Source organism: Pseudomonas sp. LTGT-11-2Z, assembly GCF_003691445.1.
Taxonomy (GTDB): domain Bacteria; phylum Pseudomonadota; class Gammaproteobacteria; order Pseudomonadales; family Pseudomonadaceae; genus Aquipseudomonas; species Aquipseudomonas monteilii.
Window position 1 is genome coordinate 727,482 of sequence record NZ_CP033104.1, and the last position, 20,125, is coordinate 747,606.

The window sequence follows — 20,125 nt, forward strand, 5'->3', positions numbered from 1 at the left end:
TGGGGTAGGTATGCGCATACGCGCACTGGTCGCCATCGTTGGTCTGCTGCTGACAACGGTGACCGTTGACGCTCTGGCCGTCACTCAAGTCAAGAGCGTGCGCCTGTGGCGCGCGCCAGACAACACGCGGCTGGTCTTCGACCTGTCTGGCCCCGTGCAGCACAGCGTCTTCACCCTGAGCGCGCCGGACCGCCTGGTTATCGACATCAATGGTGCGACGCTGGCCGCGCCGTTGAACGTGGCCACCTCCAACACGCCGATCAGCAGCGTGCGTTCGGCCCAGCGTACCCCGACCGACCTGCGCGTGGTGGTCGACCTGAAAAAGTCGGTCACCCCGAAAAGCTTCACCCTGGCGCCGAATGCCCAGTACGGCAACCGCCTGGTGGTCGACCTGTACGACCAGGAGGCCGACGCCATTGCGGCCAGCGCGCCGCCTCCGGCCCCGGCGCCGGTGCAGACGCCTGCGACCACGCCTGCCGTGCCGGTAAGCCCGGCCCAGCCCGCCATCAAGCTGCCACCGGTACCGAGCGGCAAGCGTGACATCGTGGTGGCCATCGACGCCGGTCACGGCGGCGAAGACCCGGGGGCCTCCGGCTCGCGCGGCCAGCACGAAAAAGACATCGTGCTGCAGATCGCCAAAGAGCTGCAGCGCCAGATCAACAGCGAAAAAGGCTTCCGTGCCGAGCTGACCCGTACTGGCGACTACTTCATCCCGCTGCGCAAACGCACGGAAATCGCCCGCAAGAAGGGCGCCGACCTGTTCATCTCGATCCATGCCGACGCGGCACCGTCGCGCGCCGCCTTTGGTGCCTCGGTGTTCGCCCTGTCTGACCGTGGCGCTACCTCCGAGACCGCGCGCTGGCTGGCCGACACGGAAAACCGTTCCGACCTGATCGGGGGTGCCGGCAACGTCAGTCTGGATGATAAGGACCGCATGCTCGCTGGCGTGCTGCTGGACCTGTCGATGACCGCCACCCTCAGCTCCAGCCTCAATGTGGGGCAGAAGGTGCTGGGTAACATGGGACGCGTCACCTCGCTGCACAAGCAGCGTGTGGAACAGGCCGGCTTCATGGTGCTGAAATCGCCGGACATTCCATCGATTCTCGTTGAAACCGGGTTTATCTCGAACAACAACGAAGCCGCCAAGCTGGCCACCGCCAGCCACCAGCAGGCGTTGGCCCGCTCGATCCACACCGGTGTGCGCCAGTACTTCCAGCAAAACCCGCCGCCTGGCACGTATATCGCCTGGCTGCGTGACACCGGCAAGATTGCCGCCGGCCCGCGTGAGCACACGGTACGCCCTGGCGAAACCCTGGCGATGCTCGCCGTGCGCTACCAGGTGAGCGTGGCCAGCCTGCGCAGCACCAACAGCCTCAAGACCGATGAGCTGAAGGTCGGCCAGCGCCTCGACATCCCTGCTACTACACTGGCCTCGCAATGAGTGGCGGTTCGCGCATTCAGCTGCTCAGCCCGCGGCTGGCCAACCAGATTGCCGCTGGCGAGGTTGTCGAGCGGCCGGCCTCGGTCGCCAAGGAACTGCTGGAAAACAGCCTGGACTCCGGTGCCCGACGCATTGACGTGGAAGTGGAGCAGGGCGGCGTCAAGCTGCTGAAGGTGCGCGACGATGGCAGCGGCATTTCTGCCGATGACCTGCCGCTGGCCCTGGCCCGCCATGCCACCAGCAAGATCCGCGAGCTGGAAGACCTCGAAGGGGTGTTGAGCCTGGGTTTCCGTGGCGAGGCGCTGGCTTCGATCAGCTCCGTGGCGCGGCTGACCCTGACGTCGCGTACCGCCAGCGCTACCGAGGCCTGGCAGGTGGAAACCGAAGGCCGTGACATGCTCCCGCGCGTACAGCCGGCGGCGCATCCGGTGGGAACTTCGGTAGAAGTGCGCGACCTGTTCTTCAATACCCCGGCGCGGCGCAAGTTCCTCAAGGCCGAGAAAACCGAATTCGATCACTTGCAGGAAGTGATCCGCAGGCTGGCGCTGGCACGTTTCGATGTCGGCTTCCACCTGCGGCATAACGGCAAGAGCATCCTCAGCCTGCATGAGGCTCACGACGAAACAGCGCGTGCCCGGCGGGTAGGTGCCATCTGCGGCCCGGGCTTCATGGAGCAGGCGCTGCCGATCGACGTCGAGCGCAACGGCCTGCGCCTGTGGGGCTGGGTCGGCCTGCCGACCTTCTCGCGCAGCCAGGCAGACTTGCAATACTTCTTCGTCAATGGCCGCGCAGTGCGTGACAAGCTGGTCGCCCACGCCGTGCGCCAGGCCTACCGCGACGTGCTGTTCAATGGCCGGCACCCGACCTTCGTGCTGTTCCTGGAGCTGGAGCCCAACGGCGTCGACGTCAACGTGCACCCGACCAAGCACGAAGTGCGCTTCCGCGAAGGGCGTTCGGTGCACGATTTCCTGTATGGCACCCTGCACCGTGCCCTGGCCGATGTGCGCCCGGAAGACCAGCTGGCCGCGCCTGCCGCCGTGCCTGAGGTGATCCGCCCCACTGGCCAACAGGCCGGTGAGTTCGGCCCGCAGGGCGAAATGCGCCTGGCTTCGCCGGTGCTTGAGCAGCCTCGTGCCCCGCAGCAGTCGTTCTCCAATGGCGGCAGTGGTGCGGGCTATCAGTATCAGTACACCCCACGCCCGTCACAGCCGGTGCCGGCTGCCGAAGCGCAGGCGGTGTATCGCGAATTTTACAAGCCGTTGGAAAACGGTGCGGCGCCGGCAACGGCCCTTCCCGAAAGCCAGGGTGACATTCCCCCGCTGGGCTACGCGCTGGCGCAGCTCAAGGGCATCTACATCCTCGCTGAGAACGCCGTTGGCCTGGTGCTGGTGGACATGCACGCCGCCCACGAGCGCATCATGTACGAGCGCCTGAAGGTGGCCATGGCCAGCGAAGGCCTGAGCGGGCAACCGCTGCTGGTGCCTGAAACCCTGGCCCTGAGCCAGCGCGAAGCGGACTGCGCCGAAGAACACGCGCAGTGGTTCCAGCGCCTGGGCTTCGAGCTTCAGCGCCTGGGCCCGGAGACCCTGGCGATCCGCCAGATCCCGGCCTTGCTCAAGCAGGCGCAGGCCAACCGACTGGTGCAGGATGTGCTCGCCGACCTGATGGAATACGGCACCAGCGACCGTATCCAGGCGCACCTCAACGAGCTGCTCGGCACCATGGCCTGCCACGGCGCGGTGCGCGCTAACCGGCGCCTGGCCATTCCCGAGATGAACGCCCTGCTGCGCGACATGGAAAACACCGAGCGCAGCGGCCAGTGCAACCATGGCCGTCCCACATGGACCCAGATGGGCCTGGACGACCTGGACAAACTCTTCCTGCGCGGTCGATGAAATGAGCGGCAAGCCCCCTGCAATATTCCTGATGGGCCCGACGGCGGCCGGCAAGACCGATCTGGCTATCGAGCTGACCCAAGTACTGCCCTGCGAGCTGATCAGCGTCGATTCGGCGCTGGTCTATCGTGGCATGGACATCGGTTCGGCCAAACCGTCGAAAGAAATCCTCGCTGCCCACCCGCACCGGCTGATCGACATCCGCGACCCGGCCGAGAGCTATTCGGCCGCGCAGTTCCGTGCTGACGCCCTGGAGGCCATGGCCGAGATCACTGCACGCGGCAAGATACCGCTGCTGGTGGGTGGCACCATGCTCTACTACAAGGCGTTGATCGATGGCCTGGCAGACATGCCGGCAGCAGACGCTGCCGTGCGCGCCGAGCTGGAGGCTCAGGCCGAAGCGCTGGGCCTGGCCGAGCTGCACCGCCAGCTGGCCGAGGTTGACCCGGTGTCAGCGGCGCGCATTCACCCCAATGACCCGCAGCGGCTGATCCGAGCGCTGGAAGTGTACCGGGTGAGTGGCGAGAGCATGACGGCTCATCGCCAACGTCAATTCGCGGAAAGTCGCGGCGCAGACGCAGGCGCTGACGGACATTTGCCCTATACTGTCGCCAGTTTGGCGATTGCTCCTACAGATCGTCACATTTTGCATCAGCGAATTGCGTTACGATTTTCGCAGATGCTGGAACAGGGCTTCGTTGACGAGGTCCGATCGCTGCGAGCCAGAAGTGACTTGCACGCCGGGCTGCCGTCTATACGGGCAGTGGGGTATCGGCAGGTCTGGGATTACCTGGATGGCAAGCTGACTGAGAATGAGATGCGTGAACGCGGTATCATTGCAACCAGGCAGCTGGCCAAGCGGCAGTTCACCTGGTTGCGTGGCTGGCCTGACGTACACTGGCTTGACAGCCTGGCCTGCGACAATCTGTCCCGCACCTTGAAATACCTTGGGGCCATCTCCATATTGAGCTGAGTCCCTGCTGATTGCCGTCTATTCTTGCGAAGGGGCGGCCTAATTTATCGATTTTATTGATTTTCTATTATTTATCCTTACAGGAGTGCGGCATATGTCAAAAGGGCATTCGCTACAAGACCCTTACTTGAACACCTTGAGAAAAGAAAAGGTCCCGGTATCCATCTACCTGGTCAACGGCATCAAGCTGCAGGGCTCGATCGAATCCTTCGACCAGTTCGTGGTACTGCTGAAAAACACCGTCAGCCAGATGGTCTACAAGCACGCCATTTCGACTGTCGTGCCTGCCCGTCCGGTTCGCCTGCCAAGCCCGTCCGATTCCGAACACGGCGACAGCGAGCCAGGCAACGCCTGATAGGAGCCTGCATTGTTCTTTGAGCGCCACGGTGGTGGTGAGCGGGCGTTGCTCGTTCACTTGGAAGGTCAGAACCCTGAGGCGCGCGAAGACCCGCAGGAGTTTCAGGAGCTGGCATTGTCGGCCGGTGCCGACATCGTCTCGTTGGTCACGGTGTCAAGGCATCAGCCTTCCGCCAAATACCTGATTGGCAGTGGCAAGGTCGAGGAATTGCACGACCTGGTCCATGCCGAGCAGGTAGACCTGGTGATTTTCAATCACACCCTCACGCCCAGTCAGGAGCGCAACCTTGAACGTGTGTTCGAGTGTCGTGTGCTCGACCGTACCGGGCTGATCCTCGATATCTTCGCCCAACGGGCGCGTACCCATGAAGGCAAGCTGCAGGTCGAACTGGCCCAGCTGGAGCACATGAGCACGCGGCTGGTGCGCGGCTGGACCCACCTTGAGCGACAAAAGGGTGGTATCGGCCTGCGCGGCCCGGGTGAAACCCAGCTGGAAACCGACCGCCGCCTGTTGCGGGTGCGCATACGCCAGATTAAGTCACGCCTGGAAAAGGTACGCAGCCAGCGCGAGCAGGCGCGCCGTGGGCGCAAGCGCGCAGACATCCCGTCGGTGTCGCTGGTGGGTTACACCAACGCCGGCAAGTCCACGCTGTTCAACGCCCTGACCGAATCCGAGGTGTACGCTGCAGACCAGTTGTTCGCCACGCTCGACCCGACCTTGCGCCGGCTTGAGCTGAACGACCTGGGGCCGATCGTGCTGGCCGACACCGTGGGCTTCATTCGCCACCTGCCGCACAAGCTGGTCGAGGCATTTCGGGCTACGCTCGAAGAGTCGAGCAACTCCGACCTGTTGCTGCATGTGATCGACGCCCATGAGCCTGAGCGCATGGAACAGATCGAGCAGGTACTGGCCGTGTTGGGCGAGATTGGTGCCGAAGGCTTGCCGATCCTCGAGGTGTATAACAAACTCGACTTGCTCGAAGATGTCGAGCCGCAGATCCAGCGCAATGCCGATGGCAAGCCGGAACGGGTCTGGGTATCGGCACGCGATGGGCGTGGCCTGGAGCTGGTCGGCCAGGCAATTGCCGAGTTGCTGGGGGATGATCTGTTTGTCGGTACCCTGTGTCTGGAGCAGCGTTTTGCCCGTTTGCGCGCGCAATTCTTTGCCTTGGGTGCCGTGCAGAGTGAAGAGCATGATGAAGAAGGGCGCAGCCTGCTGAGCGTGCGACTGCCCATGGTAGAACTGAATCGCCTGGTCAGCCGCGAAGGCATGGAGCCGCAAGTGTTTGTCGAGCAACACACTTTGCAATAAATGCTCGTCGAGGTCGCCGGGCAGCAGTGACAGGCATTCTGTAGCATTGGACGGCGCGCCGTGGGCGCGTCTTTGCTTTATCAGATGGAGAGCGCTATGGCTTGGAACGAGCCGGGTGGCAACTCGAACAATCAGGATCCCTGGGGCGGCCGCCGTGGTGGCGGTGGCGGTGGTGGTGACAAGAAAGGTCCGCCGGATCTGGACGAGGCCTTCCGCAAATTGCAGGACAGCCTGAATGGCATGTTCGGCAGTGGCAAGAAACGTGGCGGCGGTGACCGCAATGTCGGCAAGGGCGGTGGCCTTGGCCTGCTGGGCATTGGCCTGGCGGTGCTGGCTGCCATCTGGCTGTACAGCGCCGTGTACGTGGTCGACGAGCAGGAGCAGGCCGTGGTGCTGCGCTTCGGCAAGTACTATGAGACGGTCGGTCCCGGCCTGAACATTTACTTCCCGCCGATCGATCGCAAGTACATGGAAAACGTCACGCGTGAGCGTGCCTACACCAAGCAGGGCCAGATGCTGACCGAAGACGAGAACATCGTCGAGGTGCCGCTGACCGTCCAGTACAAGATCAGCAACCTGCAGGACTTCGTGCTCAACGTCGACCAGCCTGAGGTAAGCCTGCAGCACGCGACCGACAGTGCCCTGCGCCACGTGGTGGGTTCCACCTCGATGGACCAGGTGCTCACCGAAGGCCGTGAGCAGATGGCCGTGGATATCCGCGAACGCCTGCAGCGCTTCCTCGACAACTACCGTACCGGTATCACCGTTACCCAGGTCAACGTACAGAGCGCGGCAGCCCCGCGTGAAGTGCAGGAAGCCTTCGACGACGTGATCCGTGCCCGCGAAGACGAGCAGCGTGCCCGCAACCAGGCCGAGTCCTACGCCAATGGCGTGGTGCCGGAAGCCCGAGGTCAGGCCCAGCGCATCATCGAGGACGCCAACGGTTACCGCGACGAAGTCATCGCCCGGGCCAAGGGTGAGGCCGACCGCTTCACCAAGCTGGTCGCCGAGTACCACAAGGCACCTGACGTGACCCGTCAGCGTCTGTACCTGGAGACCATGCAAGAGGTCTACAGCAATTCGAGCAAGGTCATGGTGGCGACCAAGGACGGGCAGAACAACCTGCTCTACCTGCCACTGGACAAGATGGTCGAAGGCAGCCGCAACCCGTCCGCGCCAACCACCAGCGTGTCGCCATCGGTCAACGATGCGGCCGCCCGTGCGGCGCAGGACCTGCAACAGCAACAGCAGCCGCTGCGTACTAGGGAGAGCCGCTGATGAGCAATAGATCGCTGATCGCCCTGATCGCCGCCGTGGTTCTGGCCATCGTGGCCTGGAACAGCTTCTACATCGTGTCCCAGACCGAGCGTGCGGTACTGCTGCGCTTCGGTAAGGTGGTCCAGGCAGATGTTCAGCCGGGCCTGCACGTGAAGATCCCGTACGTGAACCAGGTGCGCAAGTTCGACGCCCGCCTCATGACGCTCGACGCCCCGACCCAGCGGTTCCTGACCCTGGAGAAGAAAGCGGTGATGGTCGACGCCTACGCCAAGTGGCGCGTCAAGGATGCCGAGCGCTTCTACACCGCCACGTCCGGCATGAAGCAGATCGCCGACGAGCGTCTGTCGCGTCGTCTGGAAAGCGGCCTGCGCGACCAGTTCGGTAAACGTACCCTGCACGAGGTGGTTTCCGGTGAGCGTGACGCACTGATGGCTGACATCACTGCATCATTGAACCGCATGGCCAATAAGGAGCTGGGCATTGAAGTGGTCGACGTGCGCGTCAAGGCCATCGACCTGCCGAAGGAAGTCAACCGCAGCGTGTTCGACCGCATGAGCACAGAGCGTGAGCGTGAAGCGCGCGAGCACCGTGCCAAGGGTAACGAGCTGGCTGAAGGTATTCGTGCCGACGCCGACCGCCAGCGCCGTGTGCTGCTGGCCGAGGCCTACCGCGAAGCAGAAGAAACCCGTGGTGACGGCGACGCTCAGGCGGCCGCCATCTATGCCAAGGCCTACAGCCAGGACGCTGATTTCTATGCGTTCCACCGTAGCCTGCAGGCATACCGCGAGAGCTTCTCGAGCAAGAGCGACGTGCTGGTCCTGGACCCGAAGAACGAGTTCTTCCGTTACCTGGACAAGAGCAAGCCGTGATGCTCAGGCCCTGATTTTCATGCAGCGGCGCCCCGCCTGGCAGCTAAAACACCAGGCGGGGTGCATCCTGAATGAAAAGGGGTGTATGATGAGGCAGCCGGGAAATTTCCCGGCTTTTTTGCGTCTGCAAGGTTGATTGGCAACGCGCCAGTTGACGGTTTGGTCAGCTCGCAAGGCAATTCGAGGGTATCGGGTACGGTGGCTGCGCTGGGATCAGTGCTGCCCGCTGCTGTGCGCGATACCGGCTTTACTGACGGCTCGCCTGCTGGCAAGCCGCCCGGACCAGAGGGGAAATGGCGTAATGGCAACGGTAGACCGCTGGCTGCTGCCAGATGGCATCGAGGAAGTACTGCCACCTGAAGCTGCGCGCATCGAGATCGCGCGCCGCCAGGTGTTGGACCTGTTCCAGAGTTGGGGCTACGAACTGGTCGTCACCCCGCATATCGAGTACCTGGAGTCGCTGCTCACCGGCGCCGGCCAGGACCTGGATCAGCGCACCTTCAAGGTGGTGGACCCGCAGTCCGGCCGCCTGATGGGCTTCCGCGCCGACTTCACCCCGCAGGTGGCGCGCATCGACGCCCACACCCTGCGCCGTGAAGGCCCGAGCCGCCTGTGCTATGCCGGTAGCGTGCTGCACGCCCAGCCGCGTGCACTGTCGACCTCGCGCAGCCCGATCCAGCTGGGCGCCGAGCTGTATGGCGATGCCAGCCCTACCAGTGATGTCGAAGTCATCAGCCTGATGCTCGCCACGCTGCAGCTGGCCGATGTGCCGGATGTGCACATGGACCTGGGCCACGTTGGTATCTACCGTGGCCTGGCCCGTGCCGCCGGCCTGTCCGGTGCGGTGGAGCAGCAACTGTTCGACGCCATGCAACGCAAGGCTGTCGATGAAGTGCAGGCGCTGACCGCCGATCTGCCGAAAGACCTGGGCAACATGCTGCGCGCTCTGGTCGAGCTATGCGGTGGCCGTGAAGTGCTGGCCGAAGCCCGCGTGCGCCTGGGCCGTGCCCCGGCCAGCGTGCTGGCAGCGCTGGACGATCTGCTGGCGATCGCTGACCGCCTGGCGTCGCGCTACCCGGACCTGCCGCTGTACTTCGACCTCGGCGAATTGCGCGGTTACCACTATCACACGGGCGTGGTGTTCGCCGTGTTCGTACCGGGCGAAGGTCAGTCGATCGCCCAAGGCGGGCGTTACGACGACATCGGCGCCGATTTTGGCCGGGCGCGCCCGGCCACCGGTTTCTCCACGGATTTGAAGACCCTGGTCACACTGGGGCGAGCGGAGGTCGTATTGCCAACGGGCGGCATCTGGATGCCGGACACTGGTGATGCGGCCCTCTGGCAGCAAGTCTGCCAGTTGCGCAGCGAGGGCCAGCGTGTGGTCCAGGCCCTGCCTGGCCAGCCGTTGAGTGCTGCTCTCGAGGCGGATTGTGATCGGCAATTGATTCAGCAAGACGGGCGCTGGCAGGTTCTGCCGCTGGCCCAGTGAGTTTCTGCGTCGGCAACAGGCCGGCAACCAAGTTTGCGTGAATGAGGACCAATGTAATGGGTAAGAATGTCGTCGTCCTGGGCACCCAGTGGGGTGATGAGGGCAAAGGCAAGATCGTCGATCTGCTGACCGAACATGCTGCCGCCGTAGTGCGCTACCAGGGTGGCCACAACGCGGGTCACACCCTGGTGATCAACGGTGAAAAGACCGTTCTGCACCTGATTCCGTCCGGCATCCTGCGTGAAGGCGTACAGTGCCTGATCGGCAACGGCGTGGTCGTTGCCCCGGATGCCCTGATGCGTGAAATCACCAAGCTGGAAGAGAAGGGCGTACCGGTGCGCGAGCGCCTGCGCATCTCCCCGGCTGCGCCGCTGATCCTGTCGTACCACGTGGCCCTGGACCAGGCCCGCGAAAAAGCCCGTGGCGAAGCCAAGATCGGCACCACCGGCCGTGGCATCGGCCCTGCCTACGAAGACAAGGTTGCGCGCCGCGGCCTGCGCGTAGGCGACCTGTTCCACCGCGAGCGTTTCGCGGCCAAGCTGGGTGAGCTGCTGGACTACCACAACTTCCAGCTGGTGAACTACTACAAAGAGCCGGCCATCGACTTCCAGCAAACCCTGGACGAGTGCATGGCCTACGCTGAACAGCTCAAGCCGATGATGCTGGACGTCACCGCCGAGCTGCACAACCTGCGCCGCGCTGGCAAGGACATCATGTTCGAAGGTGCCCAGGGCTCGCTGCTGGACATCGACCACGGTACCTACCCGTACGTCACCAGCTCCAACACCACCGCTGGCGGTATCTCCACCGGCTCCGGTGTTGGCCCGATGTACCTGGACTACATCCTGGGTATTACCAAGGCCTACACCACTCGCGTTGGTTCCGGTCCGTTCCCGACCGAACTGTTCGACGAAACCGGCGCTACCCTGGCCAAGCGTGGCCACGAGTTCGGTTCCACCACTGGCCGTGCCCGTCGTTGCGGCTGGTTCGATGCCGTGATCCTGCGTCGCGCCATCGACGTCAACAGCATCTCGGGCATCTGCCTGACCAAGCTGGACGTACTGGACGGCCTGGAAACCATCAACATCTGCGTTGGCTACAAGAACGAGAACGGTGCTGTCATCGACGCGCCGTCCGATGCCGACAGCTACATCGGCCTGGAGCCGGTGTACGAAGAGATGCCAGGCTGGAGCGAGTCGACCGTGGGCGTTAAAACCCTGGAAGAGCTGCCGGCCAACGCTCGCGCCTACATCAAGCGCATCGAAGACCTGATCGGCGCGCCGATCGACATCATTTCTACCGGCCCGGACCGCAACGAGACCATCGTGCTGCGCCATCCGTTCGCCTGATCTGCCCTCCAGGCTGATCTGACGCCGTGGCCCTGAAAGGGGCTGCGGCGTTTTCATTTCTGCGCCGAGCGAAAGCAGCTCACCACCTGGCTGAATCTTGGCGTTTATGCCTGCTGTCTCCGGCACAACCCTTGCTGTAAGAAGTTTCTGTAGATGCCATCAAAATAGTGGCGCCAGAAAACACGAGGGTTACACCGTGTCTGCCATCCTCTCACTGTTACGAAGCCGCCTTTTGCGGCCTGTGTTTGTTGCCCTTGGTATCGCTCTTTTGGTGCAGGTGCTGGTTGCCGTTGCGCTTACCCGAAGCACGGTCACTGCCCTGGAGGCCGACCTTGGCGAACGCCTGGGCAATGACAGCCGTCAGTTGGCCGGCGAACTGGAGCAAGCCGGGCAAGATGTGCGCTCGGGCCTGGACAGTCTGTCCAGCAGTACCCGTCAGCGCCTGAGCGCAGGGTTGTCGGCACGCCTGCAAAGCGAACAGCAGCAATTGCGCAGCACCCTGGAAAAGAACCTGAAGGACTCCGCCAACGATATGGCAGAGCTGCTGGCCTCGGTTGCCCCGCGTGCCATCTGGGACAACGATGTGCCGGTGCTCTCAGACTTTGCACGGCGTGCCCAGCGCAATCCCAACGTGCTGTTCGTGGTGTACGACGACGCCCAGGGCCAGCACCTCACCCGCTATCTGAACCGGCAAAACCCGATCAACCAGGCGTTGATGGAAAAAGGCCAGGGCGAGCGAGCGCTGGACAAAGTGATCGATGCAGCCCGGCGCGATCCTGCCGTTTATTTCGTCGAGGCTTCGATCAGCCCCAATGGCGCAGAAATCGGCAAGGTAGTGATGGGGGTTTCCACAGCGGGTATCGAGCAGGAACTGAAGGCGCTCGATCAGCGCTTCGCGGCCCTGATCGCCAGTGGCGAGCAACTGGTAGGCGACAGCCTGGTCGGTGCTGCTGCTGACAGTGGCCAAACCCTGCGTGAACGGCTGGAAAAAGCACAGGGCAGTGCTGCTGCCATGCAGGCCAACACCGCGCAAACCGTTCGCGATGCTGCCGGCGAGCTGCGCTGGCGCATTGGTCTGGGCCTGGTGCTGGTTGGCCTGGGCGTGTTGCTGGTGGTGGCCGTGGTGCTTGGTCGTCGTGTGCTGAGCAAGCTGCGCCTGCTGATTGCTGCGCTTGACGACCTGGCGGCAGGCGAGGGCGACTTGACCAAGCGTGTGCCACTCGACAGCCGAGACGAGATCGGCGACATGGCTTCGGCCGTGAACCGCTTTGTCGACAAGTTGCAACCGATTGTGCGCGAGGCGGGCGAGGTGGCCCAGCGTACCGGTGTGGAAATTGGCGCGATGGCCCAGCGTAATGCCGGTGCCGATGCTGCTGCTGCGCTGCAGCGTGATGAAGTGGCGGCCAGCCTGCGCGACCTTTCGAGCATGGCCGATGAAGCCCAGGCCGAAAGCCATGCGATGCAGGCGGCATTGAAACAGGTGGTGGATATCCGCCAGGCCACCGATGAAAACAGCCGTACCTCGACCCAGCTTGCAGGGTTGATCGAAAACCTGGCTGGCCAGGTAGAGACGGGCTCTCAGGTGATCGAGCGCCTGGCCAAGCAGAGTGAGCAGATCGAAGTAGTGCTGACGGTGATCCACGGCATCGCCGAGCAGACCAACCTGCTGGCGTTGAATGCGGCCATCGAAGCGGCCCGTGCCGGTGAGACCGGGCGCGGCTTTGCCGTGGTGGCTGATGAGGTGCGGGCGTTGGCGAGCAAGACGCAAAGCTCCACGGGGGATATCCAGGCGCATATTGCTGCGCTGCAGAAGGGCGCCAAGGAGGCTGTGGCGACGATCAGCCAGGCCGGGCTGAAGGCCAGCGAAGGGCTGCTGGTGCTGCGTGACAACGAGCGCCGTCAGCAGTCTGTGCAGGCGGCGGTGGAGCAGGTGCACGCAGCCATCGGCCTGGCTACCCGCGCGGCCGAGCAGCAGGCGAGCGGGGCGCAGGCGGTGCGTGGGCGGGTGGAGACTATCCATGCCCAGGCTGAGCGCTCGGCCGAGGTGGTGATGCAGACCACGGCCAGTAGCAAGGTGCTGGATGATCTGGCGGCGCAGCTACGGGCCAGCCTGGGCCAGTTCAGGGCGTAATCATTTGCAAGCCCGTCGCAATTCCTGTGGGGGCGGGTTTACCCGCGAAGAAGCTTATGCCTTGTTCAGGTACATCCGCGTGGTCAACAGATAAACCGGCAGGCCTGACACCACGATCAGCAAGGCTGCATAGGGCGCCGCCGCCGCGAACTCGACGTTGGCCGTATGCGCCCACACCTCGGTAGCCAGGGTGGTCATACCGGTCGGGCTGAGCAGCAGGGTAGCTGTCAGTTCTTTCATGGCATCCAGAAACACCAGCGCAAACGCTGCCGCCATGGCCGGGAAGATGATCGGCAGGGTCACCCGGCAGAATGCCGTGAAGCTGCTGGCACCCAGGGTGCGCGCGGCTTCCTCCAGTGTTGGCGAGGCCTTGTTCAGCGCGGTGCGCACCGGTGACTGCGCCAATGGCAGGAACAGCAGCGCATACGCCAAGAGCAGCAACGCCGTGGTCTGGTACAGCGCCGGCACGTAGTGCAGGGCGAAGAACACCAAGGTCAGTGCAATCACCAGGCCGGGCAGGGCGTGCAGCAGGTACGGCAAGCGCTCGGCCCAGATCGCAAGACGGCCTTTGTAGCGCACCACCAGGAAGCTGATCGGTAGCGCCAGCAGCACACAGAAACCGGCACCGCCAAGCGACACCGACAGCGAGGTGAACAGCGCCTTGGAGATGGCCCCCACCGGGAAGGCCGCCGACGAACCCACGCTCAGCCAGTAGCCGAGCATGGCCAGTGGGATACCGCTGCCCAGCACTGCCAGGGCCACGCAGAGTAGCTGCGCCGGTACGGCCCAGCCACGCAGTCGCACGGGTTGCGCGCGGCGTGCCACGCCCTGGCCGATGCGCACATGGCGGGCTTTGCCACGTACGCGCAATTCCAGCCACAGCATCACCAGGCACATCGCCAACAGCACGGCAGACAGCATGGCCGCGTTGGCATTGCTGAATTCCAGTTCGAACTGCTGGTAGATCGCCGTGGTGAAGGTCTGCAGGCCGAGGATCGACAACGCACCGAACTCCACCAGCATGTGCAGGGCGATCAGCAGCGCTCCGCCGAGCATCGAGGGCCACAGCAGCGGCAAGGTGACCTTGATGAACACGCCCCAGCGGCTACAACCCAGGGTGCGCGCCGACTCCTCCAGCGAGGTGTCGAGGTTGCGCAGGGTGGCGGCCACCGGCAGGAACACCAATGGGTACTTGGACAGGGCCATGACCAGGATGGCCCCGCCCAGCCCTTCGAAGTCCGAGCTCAGCGACACCCAGGTGAAACTGCTGACGAACGACGGCACAGCGAAGGGCAGGCAAAGCACCACGCCCCACAGCCGGCGGCCAGCCAGGTTGCTGCGCTCCAGCAGCCAGGCCAGGGCCAGCCCGACCACCATGCAGGCCAGTGTCACCCCGACCATCAGCATCAGGGTATTGCGCATCAGCCCCCAGACAAAGGGGCGCCACAGCAGGTGCAAGGCTTCACGCCAGCCGGCTTCCCAGGCTTTGATGGCGACATACAGCAGCGGCAGCAAGCTCATCGCCACTAGGAACAGCACAGGCAGCACCACCCAGATGGAGGGGCGCTTGCGGCGCGGTACGAAGCGTACCGGCGCCGGCTCGGACAGGGCGGCGGTCATCAGAGCAGGCCGACCTCGCGTTCAAGCTCGATGGCTTCCTCGGCATTGCCCAGGTCGGCCGGCGAGATTTTCGGCGGGCGCAGGTCTTCGAACGGCTTCAGGCCCCGGTCGGAAACCATGCCCTTGTGCAGCGGGTACTCGGCGGTGGTCTGGGTAATCACACGTTGGCCTTCTTCGCTGGCCATCCAGTTGAGCAGTGCCTGGGCTTCTTTCGGGTGCTTGCTGGCCTTGACCACAGCGGCGCCAGAGATGGTCACCAGGTTGCCGGCATCGCCATCTGCCAGGTAGTAGAGCTTGGTGTCGAGCTTGCCGCGTTCGCGTTCAAGTGCGTACCAGTAGTAGTTGTTCACCAGTACCGCAGCCACTTCACCTTTTTCCACGGCTTTGAGGGCAACCATGTTGTTGGTGTAGGTTTTGCCGAAGGCTTTCAGGCCGGTCAGCCATTCTTCGGTGGCTTCACGACCATGCATCTTCAGGATGGCCACGGCCTGCTCCTGGAATGCACCGCTGGTGGGTACGTAGCCGACGCGGCCTTCCCACTCAGGGTTGGCGAAGTCCATCACTGTGGTCGGCAGGTCTTTTTCATCGACCTTCTTCGGGTTGTACACCACGATGCGCGTGCGCGCGGTGATGCCCATCCAGGTGCCGTTCGCGCCCACATACTCCTTGGGCACCATGTTCGCGGTGGCGTCGTCGATCTTCGCCAGCAGGCCCAGTTCGCCCAGGTTGTTCAGGGGCGGGGACTCTTCGGTGTAGATGAGGTCGGCTGGCGAACGGTCGCCCTCCTCGATGATCTGGCTGGCCAGCTGGTTGCTGCTGCCCTTGCGGATATCGATGTGGATGCCGGTCTTGGCCTCGTAGGCCTTGGCGATGGCTTCGCCGATTTCCTTGTGCTGACCGTTGTACATGGTCAGGGTGACCGGTGCGTCTGCCATGGCGGCCGGAGCGCCGATGACCAGGCTCAGCACGGCGGCGGCCAAGGTACGCATCAGCGGTTGCGGGCGGATCGTCATGCGGGTACTTCCTCGCTTACGGCTACATATTTGGAAACAATGGTAAACGAAATCGTTTCTCAAGTGGCCGGGTGACGAGAAATTCATGGTCAGACCAAGGTGTAAGAGTCTGAAGGTGTCAGGTATTTCACTACCCGGAAGGCCTGTGATGATTCTGTGGGGGCGGGCGTGCCCGCCAAGAGGCCGGCACAGGTTTGCACCTATGACCGAAAGACGAGGGATACAAAAAACGCAGGCAAGAAAAAACCCACTAGCAAGCTAGTGGGTTTTTGTATGGTGCCCAGGAGAAGACTCGAACTTCCACGACCGTTAAGTCACTGATACCTGAAACCAGCGCGTCTACCAATTCCGCCACCTGGGCAAAGCTTTACATCATCTGCAGAAGGCGACTATTGTCAGCTTCACACAGTAGTAACAGATCCTTGGTCATCTATTACTTGAAAATATTTGGTGCCCAGGAGAAGACTCGAACTTCCACGGCCGTTAAGCCACTGATACCTGAAACCAGCGCGTCTACCAATTCCGCCACCTGGGCACACATTCGAGGTTACTTGATGCTTTACAGCGTCGTTCATCTCTACTACAACTTCGGGGTTGTCCGTCGTTGTGGTGCGCACTATACGGACGGTCCGGGGGGCTGTAAACCCCCCAAGCGAAAAAAAATTCAAAAAATTCAACTTGTTGATTCCGCAGGCCTATTCCTGTTCGCCGGAAGCGCCGGTGGGGCTGTCCAAGGCTGACATTTCCGGTTTCAATACGCCTATGCCAGAATTCCTATCTATATACCCCAAGGTGAACCCCTTCTGATGGCCGATTGGCAATCCCTCGATCCCGAGGCCGCTCGCGAAGCGGAAAAATACGACAACCCTATCCCCAGCCGTGAGCTGATCCTGCAGCGCCTCGCCGACCGTGGCGAACCGGCCGCGCGTGAGGAGCTGGCGGCCGAGTTCGGTCTGTACGAAGAAGACCAGATCGAAGCCCTGCGCCGCCGCCTGCGTGCCATGGAACGTGACGGCCAGCTTATCTATACCCGGCGTGGCACTTATGCCCCGGTAGACAAGCTGGACCTGATCTGTGGTCGCGTCTCCGGCCACCGCGATGGCTTCGGCTTCCTTATTCCCGATGACGGCAGCGAAGACCTGTTCCTCAGCCCGTCGCAGATGCGCCTGGTGTTCGACGGTGACCGCGGCCTGGCCCGTGTCTCTGGCGTCGACCGCCGTGGCCGCCGCGAAGGTGTGCTGGTCGAGGTCATCTCCCGTGCCCACGAAAGCGTGGTCGGCCGTTACTTCGAAGAAGGTGGCATTGGCTACGTAACCCCGGACAACCCGAAGATCCAGCAGGAAGTGCTGGTGACCGCCGGGCGTAACGGCGGCGCGAAGATCGGCCAGTTCGTCGAGATCAAGATCACCCACTGGCCAACCCCGCGCTTCCAGCCGCAAGGCGACGTGGTCGAGGTCATCGGCAACTACATGGCGCCGGGCATGGAAATCGACGTTGCCTTGCGCAGCTACGATATTCCGCACGTCTGGCCTGATGCTGTCGTCAAGGAAGCGCGCAAGTTCCGCTCCGAAGTCGAAGAGAAGGACAAAGAGAAGCGCGTCGACCTGCGCCACCTGCCGTTCGTCACCATCGACGGTGAGGATGCTCGGGACTTCGACGACGCCGTCTACTGCGAACCGCTGGGCAAGCTGCGCCTGTTCTCCGGTGGCTGGCGCCTGTATGTGGCGATTGCCGACGTGTCCAGCTACGTTCGCCTGGGCTCGGCCCTGGACGTCGAGGCTCAGCAGCGCGGCAACTCGGTGTACTTCCCCGAGCGTGTAGTGCCGATGCTTCCCGAAGAGCTGTCCAACGGCCTGTGCTCGCTGAACCCGCACGTCGACCGCCTGGCCATGGTCTGTGAAATGACCATGAACAAAGCCGGCCAGATGGTCGACTACCAGTTCTATGAAGGTGTCATCCACTCCCATGCCCGCCTGACCTACAACAAGGTCAGCAGCATGCTCGAGCACGCCCGCACCCGCGAAGGCAAGGCGCTGCGCGAGGAATACAAGGAAGTCGTACCGGACCTGAAGAACCTGTACAACCTGTACAAGGTGCTGGTGGATGCCCGTCACACCCGTGGCGCCATCGACTTCGAAACCCAGGAAACCCGCATCATCTTCGGCGACCAGCGCAAGATCGCGGAAATCCGCCCGACCGTGCGCAACGATGCCCACAAGCTGATCGAGGAATGCATGCTGGCGGCCAACGTGGCCACCGCCGAGTTCCTGCAAAAGCACGGCGTGCCAGCCCTGTATCGCGTTCACGACGGCCCGCCGCCGGAGCGCCTGGAAAAGCTGCGCGCGTTCCTCGGTGAGCTGGGCCTGAGCCTGCACAAAGGCAAGGACCCTTCGCCGAAGGATTACCAGGCCCTGCTGGCAAGCATCGCCGGGCGCCCGGACTTCCACCTGATCCAGACCGTGATGCTGCGTTCGCTGAGCCAGGCCGTGTACAGCACCGAGAACAATGGTCACTTCGGCCTGAACTACGAGGCGTACACCCACTTCACCTCGCCGATCCGCCGTTACCCGGACCTGCTGGTACACCGCGCCATCCGCAGCATCATCCGTTCCAAGGTGGATACCCCGCACGTCAAGCGTGCTGGCGCCATGAGCATTCCCAAGGCGCGTATCTACCCGTACGACGAGAACACCCTGGAGCAACTCGGCGAGCAGTGCTCGATGACCGAGCGCCGGGCCGACGAAGCCACCCGTGACGTGGTGAACTGGCTCAAGTGCGAGTTCATGAAGGATCGCGTGGGCGAGACCTTCCCGGGTGTGATCACCGCCGTGACCGGTTTCGGCCTGTTCGTCGAGCTGACCGACATTTACGTAGAGGGCCTGGTGCACGTCAGTGCGCTGCCGGGCGACTACTACCACTTCGACCCTGTGCACCACCGTCTGTCGGGCGAGCGCACCGGGCGCAGCTTCCGCCTGGGCGACACCATCGAAGTCAAGGTCATGCGTGTTGACCTGGACGAGCGCAAGATCGACTTCGAGGTGTCGGAAAAAACCCTCGCCGCACCGATCGGCCGCAAGCAGCGCGGCGCCGCGCCAGCAGCCGACAAGGTTGAACAGCAGCCGGTAACCGAAGCGAAAGCCACGCCTAAACCGCGTAGCCGCAAGAGCGAAACCGCCGAGGCGTACTTCCCGAAAGACGCCGTGCAGCGTAACGCCGAAGTGCGCAAGAGCCGCGAAATGAAGAAGGCGCTGATGAGCGAGGCACGCAGTGGCGGCCATGCCAGCAGCAAGTCGGACAAAGGTGGCAAGGCCTCCGGTTCCGGCAAGCCGACCAAGCACCGTAAAGGCCCGCCGAAGTCCGGTGCGCCACGCAAGAGCAAGAGCAAGTCATGAGTCAGCTGGAAAAGATCTACGGCGTGCACGCCGTGCAGGCATTGCTGAAGCACCATCCGAAGCGCGTCAAGCAGATCTGGCTGTCGGAAGGGCGCAGCGAGCCACGCCTGGAAACCTTGCTGGCGCTGGCGGCGGAAAACCGCGTGCCGGTCGGTCAGGCCGAGCGCCGTGAGCTGGATGCCTGGGTAGAAGGTGTGCATCAGGGCGTGGTCGCCGAGGTCAGCCCAAGCCAGGTATGGGGCGAGTTGATGCTCGAAGAGTTGCTTGAGCGCACCGAAACGCCGCCGCTGATCCTGGTGCTGGACGGTGTGACCGACCCGCATAACCTCGGCGCGTGCCTGCGCACGGCCGATGCGGCGGGTGCCACGGCTGTGATCGTGCCCAAGGACAAGTCGGCCACCCTGACGCCGGTTGTGCGCAAGGTGGCCTGCGGTGCGGCAGAGGTGATCCCGCTGGTGGCCGTGACCAACCTGGCGCGTACGCTGGAGAAGCTGCAGCAGCGTGGCCTGTGGGTGGTGGGCACTGCCGGCGAGGCCGAGCAGGAGATCTACCAGCAGGACCTGACCGGGCCACTGGTGATGATCATGGGCGCGGAAGGCAAGGGCATGCGCCGGTTGACCCGTGAACATTGCGACTTCCTGGTGAAGTTGCCGATGGGCGGCAGCGTCAGCAGCCTGAACGTTTCGGTAGCGACCGGGGTTTGCCTGTTCGAAGCGGTGCGCCAGCGGCAAGCCAAGCGCTGATCGCGTAAGCCTGTTCCGGCCTCTTCGCGGGTAAACCCGCTCCCACAGGATTTTCACTGTCTTCAAGGCTGTGGGATCCCTGCTGGAGCGGGTTTACCCGCGAAAGGGCCGGTAGCCTGAGAATATGTTTCAGGCTGTTCAAATATTCACCAATCTCCTTGCTTGTACGCCCCGCCTTCTCTACAATTGCGCCCCTTGCCGAGCTGGCAGGCGCTCATGTGCCTCCCCTCCGTGCAAGACATACAGTGTCATTCACTCCTTGT

At 63.1% G+C, this 20,125-nt stretch carries 14 protein-coding genes, 2 tRNA genes and 1 pseudogene; 13 read left to right on the forward strand and 4 right to left on the reverse strand.

The features are described from left to right. The first annotated feature begins 10 nt into the window (after positions 1 to 10). The 11 genes and pseudogenes from D8767_RS03305 (at position 11) to D8767_RS29530 (ending at position 13,094) form a co-directional block, all read left to right on the forward strand. On the forward strand, positions 11 to 1,441 hold the full coding sequence (locus D8767_RS03305; protein WP_016712322.1) for an N-acetylmuramoyl-L-alanine amidase: 1,431 nt from the start codon (positions 11 to 13) through the stop codon (positions 1,439 to 1,441). Then, entirely contained in the window at positions 1,438 to 3,336 is a 1,899-nt protein-coding gene (mutL, locus tag D8767_RS03310) for a DNA mismatch repair endonuclease MutL (RefSeq protein WP_016712321.1), read from the forward strand. Before D8767_RS03305 ends, mutL begins: the two co-directional genes overlap by 4 nt. 1 nt (position 3,337) lies before the next feature. Next, positions 3,338 to 4,309, forward strand: coding sequence for a tRNA (adenosine(37)-N6)-dimethylallyltransferase MiaA (gene miaA / locus D8767_RS03315; RefSeq protein WP_016712320.1), 972 nt, complete (start codon positions 3,338 to 3,340; stop codon positions 4,307 to 4,309). A 94-nt stretch (positions 4,310 to 4,403) separates the two neighbouring features. Next, entirely contained in the window at positions 4,404 to 4,664 is a 261-nt protein-coding gene (hfq, locus tag D8767_RS03320) for an RNA chaperone Hfq (protein ID WP_003258160.1), read from the forward strand. Positions 4,665 to 4,676: 12 nt separating this feature from the next. After that, positions 4,677 to 5,978, forward strand: a complete 1,302-nt coding sequence (gene hflX / locus D8767_RS03325) for a ribosome rescue GTPase HflX (protein ID WP_016712319.1) — start codon at positions 4,677 to 4,679, stop codon at positions 5,976 to 5,978. A gap of 96 nt (positions 5,979 to 6,074) precedes the next feature. Then, on the forward strand, positions 6,075 to 7,256 hold the full coding sequence (gene hflK / locus D8767_RS03330; protein WP_016712318.1) for an FtsH protease activity modulator HflK: 1,182 nt from the start codon (positions 6,075 to 6,077) through the stop codon (positions 7,254 to 7,256). Continuing rightward, complete coding sequence (gene hflC, locus D8767_RS03335) at positions 7,256 to 8,125, forward strand: protease modulator HflC (protein WP_012274454.1); 870 nt, start codon at positions 7,256 to 7,258, stop codon at positions 8,123 to 8,125. The genes hflK and hflC overlap by 1 nt, the downstream gene beginning before the upstream one ends. Before the next feature lie 301 nt (positions 8,126 to 8,426). Then, a complete protein-coding gene (locus D8767_RS03340; RefSeq protein ID WP_016712317.1) occupies positions 8,427 to 9,614 on the forward strand; it encodes an ATP phosphoribosyltransferase regulatory subunit in 1,188 nt (395 codons plus the stop codon). Positions 9,615 to 9,670: 56 nt separating this feature from the next. Then, on the forward strand, positions 9,671 to 10,963 hold the full coding sequence (locus D8767_RS03345) for an adenylosuccinate synthase (protein WP_016712316.1): 1,293 nt from the start codon (positions 9,671 to 9,673) through the stop codon (positions 10,961 to 10,963). A gap of 1,012 nt (positions 10,964 to 11,975) precedes the next feature. Next, positions 11,976 to 12,188: pseudogene (locus D8767_RS29525) on the forward strand (methyl-accepting chemotaxis protein); the annotation flags it as partial. 201 nt (positions 12,189 to 12,389) lie between these two features. After that, positions 12,390 to 13,094 carry a methyl-accepting chemotaxis protein gene (locus D8767_RS29530; protein ID WP_371058791.1) on the forward strand — a complete coding sequence of 235 codons (705 nt, stop codon included), beginning with the start codon at positions 12,390 to 12,392 and terminating at the stop codon, positions 13,092 to 13,094. Between the two features lie 54 nt (positions 13,095 to 13,148). On the opposite strand, the gene D8767_RS03355 is transcribed toward D8767_RS29530, so the two are convergent. The 4 genes from D8767_RS03355 to D8767_RS03370 form a co-directional block, all read right to left on the reverse strand. Continuing rightward, positions 13,149 to 14,714 (reverse strand): iron ABC transporter permease, encoded by a 1,566-nt coding sequence (locus D8767_RS03355; protein WP_016712314.1) that lies wholly within the window; start codon positions 14,712 to 14,714, stop codon positions 13,149 to 13,151. Then, positions 14,714 to 15,727, reverse strand: coding sequence for an extracellular solute-binding protein (locus D8767_RS03360; protein ID WP_016712313.1), 1,014 nt, complete (start codon positions 15,725 to 15,727; stop codon positions 14,714 to 14,716). The genes D8767_RS03355 and D8767_RS03360 overlap by 1 nt, the downstream gene beginning before the upstream one ends. Positions 15,728 to 16,001: 274 nt before the next feature. Next, positions 16,002 to 16,088, reverse strand: a tRNA-Leu gene (locus tag D8767_RS03365). Between the two features lie 87 nt (positions 16,089 to 16,175). Continuing rightward, positions 16,176 to 16,262: transfer RNA gene (locus tag D8767_RS03370), tRNA-Leu, on the reverse strand. Between the two features lie 271 nt (positions 16,263 to 16,533). Between D8767_RS03370 and rnr the strand changes: the two genes are divergently transcribed. Both rnr and rlmB read left to right on the forward strand, forming a co-directional pair. Further along, positions 16,534 to 19,119: a ribonuclease R gene (gene rnr / locus D8767_RS03375; protein WP_016712312.1), complete on the forward strand. Its 2,586-nt coding sequence runs from the start codon at positions 16,534 to 16,536 to the stop codon at positions 19,117 to 19,119. After that, on the forward strand, positions 19,116 to 19,862 hold the full coding sequence (rlmB, locus tag D8767_RS03380; protein ID WP_016712311.1) for a 23S rRNA (guanosine(2251)-2'-O)-methyltransferase RlmB: 747 nt from the start codon (positions 19,116 to 19,118) through the stop codon (positions 19,860 to 19,862). The genes rnr and rlmB overlap by 4 nt, the downstream gene beginning before the upstream one ends. The last annotated feature ends 263 nt before the right edge of the window (positions 19,863 to 20,125 follow it).

Excerpts from the sequence above, each read along its gene's own strand:
- hflC (WP_012274454.1), top strand. The coding sequence starts at position 7,256 with ATGAGCAATAGATCGCTGATCGCCCTGATCGCCGCCGTGGTTCTGGCC.
- rlmB (WP_016712311.1), top strand. The coding sequence starts at position 19,116 with ATGAGTCAGCTGGAAAAGATCTACGGCGTGCACGCCGTGCAGGCATTG.
- hfq (WP_003258160.1), top strand. The coding sequence starts at position 4,404 with ATGTCAAAAGGGCATTCGCTACAAGACCCTTACTTGAACACCTTGAGA.
- D8767_RS03305 (WP_016712322.1), top strand. The coding sequence starts at position 11 with ATGCGCATACGCGCACTGGTCGCCATCGTTGGTCTGCTGCTGACAACG.
- mutL (WP_016712321.1), top strand. The coding sequence starts at position 1,438 with ATGAGTGGCGGTTCGCGCATTCAGCTGCTCAGCCCGCGGCTGGCCAAC.
- hflK (WP_016712318.1), top strand. The coding sequence starts at position 6,075 with ATGGCTTGGAACGAGCCGGGTGGCAACTCGAACAATCAGGATCCCTGG.
- rnr (WP_016712312.1), top strand. The coding sequence starts at position 16,534 with ATGGCCGATTGGCAATCCCTCGATCCCGAGGCCGCTCGCGAAGCGGAA.
- D8767_RS03355 (WP_016712314.1), bottom strand. The coding sequence starts at position 14,714 with ATGACCGCCGCCCTGTCCGAGCCGGCGCCGGTACGCTTCGTACCGCGC.
- D8767_RS03340 (WP_016712317.1), top strand. The coding sequence starts at position 8,427 with ATGGCAACGGTAGACCGCTGGCTGCTGCCAGATGGCATCGAGGAAGTA.
- D8767_RS03345 (WP_016712316.1), top strand. The coding sequence starts at position 9,671 with ATGGGTAAGAATGTCGTCGTCCTGGGCACCCAGTGGGGTGATGAGGGC.
- D8767_RS29530 (WP_371058791.1), top strand. The coding sequence starts at position 12,390 with ATGGCCGATGAAGCCCAGGCCGAAAGCCATGCGATGCAGGCGGCATTG.
- D8767_RS03360 (WP_016712313.1), bottom strand. The coding sequence starts at position 15,727 with ATGACGATCCGCCCGCAACCGCTGATGCGTACCTTGGCCGCCGCCGTG.
- miaA (WP_016712320.1), top strand. The coding sequence starts at position 3,338 with ATGAGCGGCAAGCCCCCTGCAATATTCCTGATGGGCCCGACGGCGGCC.